9 protein-coding genes are annotated in these 12,791 nt (G+C 54.2%); 7 read left to right on the top strand and 2 right to left on the bottom strand.

Translation table 11 applies throughout. The annotated features are described in order from the left end of the window. Positions 1–73 precede the first annotated feature (73 nt). Genes BR04_RS03255 through BR04_RS03245 form a run of 3 tightly spaced genes read left to right on the top strand, consistent with a single transcriptional unit; the run spans position 74 to position 5,887 of the window. A complete protein-coding gene (locus BR04_RS03255) occupies positions 74–1,399 on the top strand; it encodes a TolC family protein (RefSeq protein ID WP_496354555.1) in 1,326 nt (441 codons plus the stop codon). Between the two features lie 57 nt (positions 1,400–1,456). Then, positions 1,457–2,587 carry an efflux RND transporter periplasmic adaptor subunit gene (locus BR04_RS03250; RefSeq protein WP_496354554.1) on the top strand — a complete coding sequence of 377 codons (1,131 nt, stop codon included), beginning with the start codon at positions 1,457–1,459 and terminating at the stop codon, positions 2,585–2,587. Between the two features lie 3 nt (positions 2,588–2,590). Next, on the top strand, positions 2,591–5,887 hold the full coding sequence (locus BR04_RS03245) for an efflux RND transporter permease subunit (RefSeq protein ID WP_496354553.1): 3,297 nt from the start codon (positions 2,591–2,593) through the stop codon (positions 5,885–5,887). Between the two features lie 42 nt (positions 5,888–5,929). Here the strand turns inward: BR04_RS03245 and BR04_RS03240 are convergent, their stop codons facing one another. Together BR04_RS03240 and efp are read right to left on the bottom strand one after the other, a co-directional pair. Beyond that, positions 5,930–7,918: a response regulator gene (locus tag BR04_RS03240; protein WP_496354552.1), complete on the bottom strand. Its 1,989-nt coding sequence runs from the start codon at positions 7,916–7,918 to the stop codon at positions 5,930–5,932. Between the two features lie 77 nt (positions 7,919–7,995). Then, complete coding sequence (gene efp / locus BR04_RS03235) at positions 7,996–8,559, bottom strand: elongation factor P (protein ID WP_496354551.1); 564 nt, start codon at positions 8,557–8,559, stop codon at positions 7,996–7,998. 347 nt (positions 8,560–8,906) lie between these two features. Between efp and guaA the strand changes: the two genes are divergently transcribed. The 4 genes from guaA (at position 8,907) to BR04_RS03215 (ending at position 12,731) form a co-directional block, all read left to right on the top strand. After that, positions 8,907–10,430 (top strand): glutamine-hydrolyzing GMP synthase, encoded by a 1,524-nt coding sequence (guaA, locus tag BR04_RS03230; protein WP_496354550.1) that lies wholly within the window; start codon positions 8,907–8,909, stop codon positions 10,428–10,430. 71 nt (positions 10,431–10,501) lie between these two features. After that, a complete protein-coding gene (locus tag BR04_RS03225; RefSeq protein ID WP_496354549.1) occupies positions 10,502–11,482 on the top strand; it encodes a hypothetical protein in 981 nt (326 codons plus the stop codon). Between the two features lie 15 nt (positions 11,483–11,497). Then, complete coding sequence (locus BR04_RS03220; RefSeq protein WP_496354548.1) at positions 11,498–12,292, top strand: alpha/beta hydrolase; 795 nt, start codon at positions 11,498–11,500, stop codon at positions 12,290–12,292. Continuing rightward, positions 12,279–12,731, top strand: a complete 453-nt coding sequence (locus BR04_RS03215; protein ID WP_496354547.1) for a metal-dependent hydrolase — start codon at positions 12,279–12,281, stop codon at positions 12,729–12,731. The genes BR04_RS03220 and BR04_RS03215 overlap by 14 nt, the downstream gene beginning before the upstream one ends. Positions 12,732–12,791 lie beyond the last annotated feature (60 nt).

Genomic DNA, 12,791 nt, shown 5'->3' with positions numbered 1-12,791 from the left:
CTTCAGGGCGTTCAGCAGAAGCTCCTCCTGCCAGCGTCTCCCTGCACAGGGTTCCTTTCTTCAGGTGAATGTGATGATGCATTACAAAACAAGGTTTCTTTTCATCGGGCTTTTCCTTTTTCTCTCCGCCCTCTCTACGGATATCATGGCCGCAGAGCCTTCCCCCCCCGCTTCCTTCACCCTGGAAACGCTCTACCGTCTTGCCCTTCAGGATGCGGAGCGTATCCGTCTGGCCCGGGAATCCGTCCGTATGGCAGCGGCTGTACAGGATCAGGCAAAATCCGTGCTGCGGCCTCAGATCACAGGCTTCGCCTCCCACCGCCAGTATCCGGATCCCGGCTATGGAGAACCGGATCGCCTCAATACCTTCGGGGTGCGCATGGGGCAGTCCTTCACCCTCAATGGCAAGGAATGGATTGCCATGCAGATCAGCCGCAGTGCCCTGGAAAAATCCGGAGAAGATCTGGAGGCCGTACGCGCTGCCTATCTTTTTGAAGTAGGAAGCCGTTTTTATCAGGTAATCCGTGCGGAAGAGGAAATTGAGATCGAGGAAGCGGAGGTGAGAAGGCTTTCACAGCATCTGGATCAGGTGATGGCCAGGGTACGGCTCAACGATGCCACACGACCGGATGTCCTCCGTACCCAGGCGGAACTGTCCGGTGCAAAAAGCCGTCGGAATGTGGCCAGAGAAGCCCTTTCTGACCAGCGGGCCATGCTTGCAGCCCTGGTGATGCTGCCCCCCCGGTTTTTTCTGGCAGCTCCCGCCCGTTCGGGTGCCAAAAAACTGGAAAAGGATCTTGAAGCCCTTATTCATGAAGCCCTGGAAGCAAGGCCGGAGCTTGCCGCCCTCAAACTTGAAACCCGCATTGCAGAAGACAGGGTCAGACTGTACAGGGGGGATCTCTGGCCCGTTCTCTCCTGGTCGGCCCAGTATCAGGATACCCATCCCTCCCCCTCGGAGACAAAAGACCCCCATTCCCTTTCTCTGGGACTGGAGCTGAGTATTCCTCTGTACACAGGCGGTCTGACACCTGCACGTATCCGGGAGGCAGAGGCGGAAAAGCATCAGAGTGACCTTCGCTATGCCCAGACCATCAAGGATGTGCGTCTTGAGGTACAGCGGGCCTACCATGGTCTGGAAAAGGCCTTGAGCGGCCTGGATGCCCTTGAAGATCAGCTTCGTTTTGCAACGGAAAACTATCTTGCCGTCAGCCGTCAGTTTGAAGTGGGCCTTGCCGACATCGTGGATCTTATGGATGCCAACAGCCTGATGCTCACCTCCCAGAGCAGTCTGGCCACCACACGCCTGGACAGTCATCTGGCCCGACTGGCCCTGGATTACGCCACAGGCAGACTGAAGCAGCAGATCCGGGATCTGCTGACCGATCCGCATCCCTGAAATCTCCCTGACAAGACCCGGACACCCCAAATTACACCGACAGACCTGGAAGATCCCATGAAAAGCAATGAGAAAAAACCATCCCTCCCTGCCCTGCTGTCCAGAAAGCTGCCCCTCATCACCCTTATCCTCCTTGTCCTTCTGGTCACGGGTATGGTCTTCGCCCTTGCCCGCAAAACGGAACATCTGGAGAAGGAGCGTTCCAGTGCCATGGCCGCAGAAGATCCCGGCGTTAATGTGGTGGTGCTGACCCTCAGCCCCTCGCGTATCAAAGACCGCATCAATCTGCCGGGCATGACAGCTCCCTGGGTACGTCTGCGGGTCAGTGCTGAAGTGGCGGGCAAGGTGGCGGAAAAACTGGCGGCGGAGGGAAACTTCATTCAGAAAGAGGCGCACCTGTACCGTCTGGATGACAGGGATTACCAGAATATCTACAACGCCGCCAAGGCTGCCTTTGAAACTGCAAAGGCCACCCATGCCCGTCTCAAGGAACTCTACGGGGAACAGCTGGCCACAAAGTCTCTCCTCGACACGGCCATTGCCGATCTGGAAGGTGCCCGCTCAGCCATGGACACGGCCAGACTCCAGTGGGATCGCTGCCTGGTACAGGCGGGCATGGGCGGCGTCATCAACCGTATGCTGGTGGAGCCAGGACAGTTTGTGGCCGTCGGAGATCCCGTGGCAGAAATTCTGCAACTGGATCCCATCAAGGTGACGGTGGGGATTCCCGAGTCGGATATTCATGCCGTCCGCCAGGTGGATACCTTTGAGGTACGGGTGGATGCTCTGGGCGGAAAACTCTTTACCGGGAAAAAACACCACTTTTCCCGTTCTGCAGAAAGTACGGCCCGGCTTTACGACCTTGAAATTCTTATTCCCAACCCGGATGGAGAGATTCTTTCGGACATGTTCACCCGTGTGGACATCGTCAAACGCCTCAGCCCCGAGGCATTGACCCTTCCCCTTTATGCCGTGATCTCTTCAGGAGGTACCCACGCGGTTTTTGTGGTGCAGGATGGAAAAGCGGAAAGACGCGAGGTACGCCTTGGGATTCAGGAGGGCTGGGTCGTGGAAATCACCTCAGGCCTTGAAGCCGGAGAACAGGTTGTGGTGGTGGGACAGCGGGATCTGGCCCAGGGGCAGAAGATCAATATCATCAAAGAAATTCAGGATATCAAGGAACTGTAATCCATGATCGTCTCCACAAGTGCCGTTAAAAACCGCACCAGTGTCATGGTGCTGGCCGTTCTCCTCTTTCTCTTTGGCATGTATACCTACAATACTCTGCCCAGAGAAAGCGCGCCGGATATTTCCATTCCCTATGTATTTGTCTCCACGGCCTACAAGGGCGTGGCCGCTTCGGATATAGAAACCAGCATCACCATTCCCATTGAAAAAAAACTCAAGGGGATGAAGGGTGTCAAGCGGGTCAAATCCATCAGTTCCGAGGGTCTCTCCCAGATCAACATTGAATTTCTGCCCGATGTGGACATCAACGACGCCCTGCAGGATGTCCGCAACAAGGTGGATGAAGCCAAGGGAGAACTGCCCACGGATCTTGAGGATGATCCCGCTGTCTTTGAAGTGAATTTTTCCGAGTTTCCCATTGCGGTCTTTTCCCTTTCCGGCACGTCCGGTGTTGCCGACCTGAAAAAAATGGCTGACGATCTGAAAGACGCCATAGAATCCATCCCCGGCATTCTGGAGGTGGATATCACCGGTGGGCTTGAACGGGAAATCATCATTGAGATGGATCCGGACAAGCTGGCCTATTATCGCATTCCCATCACAGCCTTTCAGGAGGCGGTCAGCCGGGAAAACCTCAACACCTCCGGAGGGGCTATCACCCTGGGACACGGGAAATACCAGCTTCGGGTTCCCGGTGAATTCTCCACTCCCGAAGAAATTGATCTCCTGGTCATTGCTACCATGGAAGGGCAGCCCATCTACCTGAAAGACGTCGCCAGGGTACAGGACAGCTTCAAGGAAGAAACCAGCCGTTCCCGCATTGATGGACGGTCTTCGGTGAACATTGCCGTCAAAAAACGCTCGGGAGAAAACATCATCAGCATCAGTGAAGCCATTGATGCCCTGATTGAAAAGGAAAAAACACGGTGGCCCAAGGGAACGGAAATCACCAAAACCATGGATGCGGCAAAGGAAATCCGCATGATGGTGGCCGACCTTGAAAACAACATCCTCTCCGGCCTTGTGCTGGTGGTGGTGGTGCTTTTCTTTGCCATGGGCGGACGCAACGCCCTTCTGGTGGCCATGGCCATCCCCTTTTCCATGTTCATTTCCTTCACCGTGCTCTATGCCCTGGGTATCACCCTCAATATGGTGGTGCTCTTCAGTCTGACCCTGGCCCTGGGCATGCTGGTGGACAATGCCATTGTCATCGTTGAAAACATCTACCGCTACATGGAACAGGGCGTTCCCCGCTTTCAGGCCGCCATACAGGCCAGTGCCGAGGTGGCCTGGCCCGTCATCGGTGCCACCCTCACCACCCTTGCGGCCTTCATGCCCATGCTGTTCTGGCCCGGTGTCATGGGGGAGTTCATGAAGTACCTTCCCCAGACCCTGATCATCACCCTTTCCGCAAGTCTGTTTGTGGCCCTTGTCATCAACCCGGCCATGGCCTCCCTTTTCATGCGGGTCAGGGGAGAAAAACCTGCAGGAGACAAGGTTTCCGACAAGGATGCCCCCCTTTCCCCTGGCGGTGAAGAGCCGATTCTTATCCAGGGCCCCATCCTCAAATTCTATGAAAGGCTGATGGAAATTTCCCTTCAGAACCGGATTACCATGATTTTTCTCTCCTTCATGGTACTGCTTGCCTGCTTTTCCTGGTGGCTGCTGCGGGTCGGGCTGGAAAGGCCTGTGGAATTTTTCCCTGCCGTGGATCCCAAAAACATCTACGTGAATTTCAGAATGCCCGAAGGTGCGGATATCGAGTACATCGATCATGTGGTCAAACGTGCGGAAATGGCCATTGCACGGGAAACCTACAGCGGTGAAAGGGGACTTGAACCCATCACCCGGGAAAGTTATGCCCAGGCCCTTTCTCCCCTTGTTCATGAGACCCTTTTGGGAAACTCCTTTTCCGGACCCAGCGATTTTGACAATATCGAGCACATCTACACGGAGTCTGTCACCGGAGCCACGATTTCCGGCTTTGGCGGCAACACTCCCACCCACATTGGTATTCAGTTCATTGATCTGGAAGCACGGAAAACCCCTTCCCCCCAGACCCTGGAGCGTATCCGGAAACGTCTGCGGGACATCCCCGGTGCCTATATCACCGTACAGGAACAGGAAGAAGGCCCGCCCACAGGCCCGCCCATCAATATTGAAATATCCGGAGATGATTTCACGGTGCTGGGATCCCTTGCACGGGAAATCCGGGAGCAGGTTTCGAGAATCCCCCACGTCCAGGACGTGGAAGATGACTACATTGCCGCCATCCCGTCCATACAGGTCAAGATTGACAGACAGAAGGCCGCACTCTTTGGTCTTTCCACCAGTGCCATCGGCTTTGCCCTGAAAACCGCCTATAACGGCCTCGAGGTTTCCAGTTTCAGGGAAGGGGATAAGGACTACGATATCACCGTCCGTCTGCCCGAAGCGGACAGGCGGGGCAGCGCCGTGCTGCGCAAGCTGATGATCACCAGCCCCTCAGGTCAGCTCATCCCCCTCAGCACCCTTGCGGAAATCTCCTATGTGGGAGCCATGGGCAATATTGTACGGATCAATCATGAACGTGTGGTAACGGTAAAAGCGGAGGTGGATGAAACGCGGGTTCCCGGTGCCACGGCAAGACTGTATGCGGAACAGCTCATGGAAAAAATTCCCTTCCCCCATGGCTATACCTACCGGTTTACCGGGGAGGAGGAAGAACAGCAGGAATCCCAGGAATTTCTCAGCAAGGCTTTCATGGTGGCCCTGCTCCTGATCTTTCTGATCCTGGTCAGTCTTTTCAACTCCGTTTCCCAGCCCCTGATCATCATGACTTCGGTGATTCTTTCCCTTGGGGGGGTTTTCCTGGGACTGACCTCTTTGAATCTGCCCTTTGGCGTTATCATGAGTGGTGTCGGTGTGATTTCCCTGGCCGGGGTGGTGGTGAACAACGCCATTGTGCTCATTGACTACATCAATAAGCTGAAGGAAAAAGGATATGATGTGCAAAAGGCCGTCATCGCCGCAGGTGCAACCCGTCTCCGGCCCGTTCTTCTCACCGCCGTGACCACCATTCTGGGCCTGATCCCCATGGTGACGGGAATCTCCTATGACTTCAGGAACCTGAGCCTTTCCCTGATCAGCGAATCCTCCCAGTGGTGGCGTTCCATGGCCATTGTGGTCATCTTCGGGCTTCTGGTCTCCACCTTCCTCACCCTGGTGGTGGTGCCTGTGCTCTACTCCCTCTTCCACAGCGTGCAGGAGGGGCTGGGGAAAATCCTAAAACGCATTTCTCCCGGAAATAACCGTCCCTGATGCCTCAGGCCGGGAACAAAGCCGTTACGGCATGACCTCGCTTCAGTTTTTTTGCTTCCTGTACTCCCCCTCCTCCATAACCGCGTTCATAAAGGCATGAAGGTTTTCCCTGCTGCATTCCCTGTCCATCAGAATCCGGGTCAGACCGGAGGGATCGGACAGGGGGGAACCAGGGAGAACTTCTTCCGACCAGAGTGCAAGGATGGGAGTGCAGGGTTTTTCAGCAAAATGTTCCCAGTTGCGGATCTGGGCAATGGCATTGCGGTTTTTTTCCGGGCAGAAATGCATAAGGACGGCATCAAAAGCACCTTCCTCCGCCACATAGGCCGTCACCAGCGCCGAAGGCTCAAAAAGGGCCTTGCGCCGATATCCCGAGGCATCCAGCAGGCCTGTCAGAAGTGTCTCCGTCTGTTCTTCCCCCGCGAGGAGACGAAGATTTTTTTTCTTCACTTCGCGCAGTCTGTGACGGGTCAGCATTCCCTCCCGGTGCCCCCCCTCCAGAAGACCGGCCGACATGGACACAAGAAAAGAACGGGATACGGGCTGGGTGAGATACCCCGCATAGCCCATAAGGCGACAAAGTTCCGCGCTGCCCTGTACCGGCCTGCAGATGGCAATGACGGGAACTCCCTGAAAGGGCAGAGCCGCAGGACTTTCCGCGACTGAAGGCTCCACATCCTCCAGAGCCTGTACCAGAAGATCCGGTTTTTCATCGGCTGGAAGTTCATGCATCTTCCGAAAAATGCTGACCCGTCCCCCCGCAGCCGTGAGATACTGCGCGCAGACCCTGGCCTGCCCGCCGTGGCTGTCCACAAGAAAAATGCGGCTGCCTCCAAGATCCGGAAAAAACCTTTCCGCACCAGAGTCCCTGTCCATATCCTGGTCTGCCACAAGGGTGAAGGAAAAGGTACAGCCACCATCGGGGTTGTTTTTTGCCCGGATCTTCCCCCCCATCATGGAAACCAGGCTGCGGCAGATGGCAAGGCCGAGACCCGTTCCCCCGTACTGACGCTTCCAGGTACCTTCGGATTGGCGAAAAGCGGCAAAAATAGCTTCCTCATCTCCTTCGCTGATACCGATTCCCGTATCCTTCACCGATATGGCAAGGTGAAGCCCCTTCTCCGTCTCGGCCTCCAGGGAAACGGAAAGGACAATCTCCCCTGCTTCCGTAAATTTCACGGCGTTGCCCAGAAGATTCACCAGCACCTGGCGAAGTTTCTGGGGATCTCCCACCACACGGGAAGGAACACTGTCCTCAAAGTGGGAAATCAGGGTGACACGACTGCCGTCCACACGGCTGCGCAGCATTTCCATGGCGTCAAAGCAGAGGAGCTCAAGATCATAGGGGATCTTCTCCACAGTCACCTTACCGGCTTCAAGGCGGGAAAAATCCAGCAGATCATTGAGAAGATCCAGAAGCACATAACTGCTGGATCGGATGATCCCCAAAAATTCCCGCTGCTCCTCGTCGAGGGAGGTATCCAGTAAAAGATCCGTAAAACCGATGACTCCGTTGAGGGGGGTGCGGATCTCGTGGCTGATGTTGGCAAGAAATTCACTTTTCGCTCTGGATGCGGCTTCCGCACGGGCGGTGAGCTGGCCGGAAACGGAAACAAGACGTTCCAGAGAGTGGTTCATTTCCCGCAGGGAGGCCATGGCGGCGTGCTCCCGCTCCACACGACGGATACGGGCCATGAGTTCCCGCCGTTCAAAGGGCTTGTTCACATAATCCGAGGCTCCGGCCTCCACGATATCTGCATAATTGTACTTTTCCGACATGCCCGTCATGATCATTACGTCGAGACCGGGAAAGCGCTCATGGAGCAGCCCCATCAGCCTGACGCCGTCCATACCCGGCATGGTGATGTCTGTCAGCACAAGATCCGGACGTTCCGCTTCCGCAAGAGACAAGGCTTCAGAAGCACTGGACGCCTGTCTGCATTCATAATTTTCATGGGTCAGCATACGATGCAGCAGCTGAAGCAGAGCCGGATCATCATCCACCACAAGAACCTTGCGGAAACGGAACATAAAACCCCTCTCACAGCCCTATTGCCTGAAGATTCAGATGAAAAACGGGGATCCCGATCAAGATCCCCATGTGAAAATCAGCCCTTCACCCGCTCCACATATTCCCCTGAACGGGTATCAATGCGGATTTTTTCTCCTTCTTCCACAAAGGACGGTACCTGTACCGTAATTCCTGTTTCCAGAGTCGCCGGTTTGGAATTACCGGATGCCGTATCTCCCTTGACCCAGGGTTCTGCCTTGGTCACCACAAGCTCAATGAAATTGGGCAGGGTCACGCCAAGGGCTCTGGATCCCCAGAACAGAACGCTGCATACGGTGTTTTCCTTCAGAAAACCCACCACGTCCGCCACCTGGTCCGGCGTCAGAAACTCCTGCTCGTAGGTGCTGGTGTTCATGAAACAGTAATTTTCCCCATCCATATAGGAAAATTCCATGGTGCGTTCTTCAAGGTCGGCCTTGTTGAACTTTTCACCGGAACGGAAAGTTCTGTCAAACTGACTGCCGTTCACCATGTTTTTCAGACGACATTTATAAAGTGCCTGTCCCTTACCCGGCTTCACAAATTCAAACTGGGTGACAACATAAGGATCTCCCTCATATTCTATTTTCAGGCCCTTGCGAAGGTCTCCACATTCCAGCATATTTCCTGCTCCTTAAAAAAAATCCCGATTGAAAGAATACCGGCGGTTCTTCAGGAAGCCGCCCCCAAAAAAAGCTTCCTTACGGAAGCTGGGCCAAGACCGGAAGCCATCATATTTAAAGGTATAAAAGCCTAAAATAATAATAAAATGGTATAAATATCCAATCTTGACAATACCAGCGGTATCTACCATATTCCAAAAAGGTTCGCAATTGTTCATCTATCCCCGGCCCCTTCCTTTCCCCTTCCGGGATTCCGGCTTGCAATTTCCGGGATTTTATCGGAAAAGGAAACAGCTTTTTTGTACTTTCTTTAAAGACCCCACATCTCCTACCTTGAGGAAAACCCATGATTCTCATCATTGATTTTGGCTCCCAGTTCAACCAGCTCATTGCCCGCAGGGTACGGGAGCATTCCGTTTATTGTGTCATTGAACCGCCCTCCATTTCCCTGGAAACGATCCAGGCCTTCAAGCCCGAAGGCATCATCCTCTCCGGCGGTCCGGCCAGCATCTATGATACCGGCAGCCCCAGGGTCAATCCGGCCATTTTTGACCTCGGCATTCCCGTTCTCGGCATCTGCTACGGTATGCAGTTCATGGTGGATCATTTTCAAGGTTCGGTTAAAAAATCTGAAAAAAGGGAATACGGCTTTGCCTCCCTCAACGTTCACCAGAGAGACGGTATCTTTACCGGTGTGGAAGATACCACCTGCTGGATGAGCCATGGTGACTCCATCGATGCCTTGCCCAAAGAATTTCAGATCACGGCCAGTACGGCCAATACCGCTGTGGCGGCCTGTCGCCATCCGGAAAAAAAGCTTTATGGCGTACAGTTCCATCCTGAAGTGGAGCATACAAAGGAAGGTCGCAGAATCATCGATAATTTTCTTGCCATCTGCGGCTGCTCCCGCACCTGGACCATGGCTTCCTTTGCCAAGGAAACCATTGAAGACATTCGCAAAACCGTTGGAAGCAAAAACGTGGTTTTAGGGCTTTCCGGCGGTGTGGATTCCTCCGTAGCAGCCCTGCTCATTCACAAGGCCATCGGCGATCAGCTCACCTGCATTTTTGTGGACAACGGCCTGCTCCGCAAAGATGAAGCGGCAACCATGGAAACGGTACTCACCCAGAACCTTTCCATGAATATCCGCTTTGTGGATGCGAGAAACCAGTTTCTTTCCGCCCTGGAAGGGGTCACAGATCCTGAAAAAAAACGCAAGATTATCGGCAACCTCTTTATTGAGGTTTTTGACGCCGAAGCCCATAAGGTGGAAAATGTGGCCTTTCTGGGGCAGGGTACCCTTTACCCCGATGTCATTGAATCCCGATCCGCCTTTGGCGGCCCTTCGGCTGTCATTAAAAGCCATCACAACGTGGGCGGGCTGCCGGAAAAAATGAACCTCAAGCTGGTGGAACCTTTGCAGTATCTTTTTAAAGATGAGGTTCGCGCCTTAGGAACGGAAATCGGACTTCCGGATTTTATGGTCTGGCGCCAGCCCTTTCCCGGCCCGGGTCTTGCCATCCGCATTTTAGGAGAGATTACCGAAGATCGGCTCGCCATCCTCAGGGAGGCGGACGCCATTCTGCTGGAAGAGGTCAAGGCCGAAGGCCTGTACAAAGATCTCTGGCAGAGTTTTGCCGTGCTGCTGCCCATCCGTACCGTTGGTGTGATGGGCGACCACCGCACCTATGAGTACACCTGCGTCATCCGGGCCGTAAACAGCAAGGATGCCATGACAGCAGACTGGGCCCGCCTGCCCCATGAATTCCTGGCAAAGGTTTCCAGCCGTATCATCAATGAGGTTCGGGGAATCAACCGTGTGGCCTATGATATCAGTTCCAAGCCTCCCGCAACCATTGAGTGGGAATAAGCCTCTCCCCAATCGTCCGGTTTTCCGAAACCGGACGATTTTTCCGAGTCCATTGCAAGGAGTCATCCGGTATGCAGATCCGGCGAGATCTTTCCGAGACCGCCTTTGAGACCGAAAACCTGCAAAAACAGGTAGACGGTCTCTCCTTTCGTTTCACCCTGATCCTGCTTTTCTTTGCAGGTCTTCTGGCAGCCATCCTTTTTGTGGTCTATGGACAGCTTCAGAAACAAATTCAAACCCTTGAAAGCAGGAATCAGGAGATTTTTTCCCCCAGCTCTCCCAATCACCCTGTTCAGCAGCAGATCTTTCAGCTTTCTGTGCAGAATGAGGAGCTGAGCTTGCAGGTCAATCAGCAGAAAGCCGCCATGAAACGGATACAGGACAGTGCGGATAAGACCTGGAAAGAAACGGGCAGCAGCCTGGATATCTTTGAAAAAAGCCTGGAAAATCTTGCCCAGGGTATCCGGAATATGGGAAAAGGTCTGGAAACCCTGGATAAACGCCTGACTTCCATTGAAAGCCAGGAAAACACAGACCCAAAGGCCATCACAGCTCTTGTGGAGAATCTGCACCAGCTTCGTCGCACCCTTGCCACCGAAGGGGAGGAGCGTAAAAAAATCGCCAGTGAACTGGCAAACCTGAAACGGGAAAATACCCAGGAAGTTGCTGTTCTGAAAAAAGAGAACCTCCATCTCCGGCAAGCTCAGGAAACCCAGAAAGGCCTGATGGAACGCCTGCAACGGGATATGCAGACCCTGATTCAGGCCCAGCAGAATGATCAGAAAACACTTCTGCAAATTCGCAGTGAACAGCAGGCGCTGCAAAAACATCTGGAAAAACTGCCAAAGGATGCCATTGGCAGGACGGATTTCGAGGCCCTTCTCCGCCGCAATGACAATGAACGGACAGCCCTTGAAAACCGTATCCATCAACGCTTCCAGCAGATTCAGATTTCTCTGGATGCCGCGATCCGATCCGGAACATCACCGGTGGAAACAGGCCCCGTGCAGAGGCCGACACCCATTGTGGAACAGGAACTGCTTCAGCAATAAGACGGAGACTGTCCTATGTCAGAAAATCCCGTACTGGCCGCCCTCAATCATCCCTTTATCCGAAGGGTGCTCTTTCACCCCAGACCCGATGAAGAAACACCTCCCCTGCATCCTGCGGCCTACAAAGATATCCAGGGGCCTGAAGGCCTCCGTCTTTCCGGAGAAATCCATGCCTGTGGCATACCCGATGCGCCCCTGCTCCTTTTTTTCCACGGCAATGGGGAAATCGCCTCGGACTACAGGGATATCGCTCCCCTCTTCACCGCTCTAGGCTGGGATTTTCTTGTCATGGACTACCGGGGCTATGGCAGATCCGAGGGAGAACCCACAGCTGCCAACCTGCAAGAAGATGCCCTGTACATCTTTGACACCCTCCGTGACGAGGCCCCAGACCGCCCCATGGCCCTCATGGGCCGCTCCCTGGGATCGGCGGCAGCCCTCTACATTGCATCCCGGAGACCGGAAGCGTTCCGTGCCCTCATCATCGAATCCGGCTTTGCCGATACCCGTCCCCTGATCCGGCTGCTCGGCGCAGATCCGGAGATGCTGGGCATCTCAAAAGATGCGGATTTCGGTAATCTTACTGGCATCCGCAGCTACCAGGGACCCACCCTCATCCTCCATGGAGAAAATGACCATGTCATCCCCCTGGCCCAGGCGGAAAAACTGAAACAAAACGCCGCAGGCAAGCCCTTTTCCATGGTGGTGATTCCCATCGCAGATCACAACAGCCTGCTCTATTACGGCATAAAAACCTATTTTTCGGCCCTGGCCACAGTGCTGGGGGAGGCGCTTCATGCCCGGTTATAAAGCCCACCTGGGTTTCGGAATTTCCCTCGGTTTTTTCACCCTTGCGGGTCTTTTTTTCTGGGGTGTTTTCAAACCTTCTCCGGAAACCATGGCCGTTCTTCTGGGTCTTTGTCTGATCGGCTCCCTCACACCCGATGTGGACACGGATTCCAAGGGACAGAACCTGGTCTATAGCCTTCTTGCCCTCTTTGATCTTTTTCTCATTTACAGGGAAGAATACAAGTGGGCCGCCATTCTGGGATTCTGTGCCATGCTGCCTGCCCTGGGACATCACAGGGGCTGGACCCATTCCTGGTGGGCCATGCTTCTCATTCCCCTGCCCATTCTGGCAGTGCCGGTCTTTCTGTTTCATCAGCCCTGGGAAGTGGCCCTCCCCTACTACCTTGCCCTGGTGCTGGGCTATTTTTCCCATCTGCTTCTGGATAAACAGTTTTTCTGAAAAAAGCCTGATCGCCCTCAGCAGCTCGCCCCACACATCCTCTCCCAGGCATTGACAAAA

The sequence above is a fragment of the Desulfobotulus sapovorans DSM 2055 genome (assembly GCF_059569355.1).
Note: the sequence above shows the minus strand (reverse complement) of the source record. Positions and strands in the feature narration are given on the sequence as shown.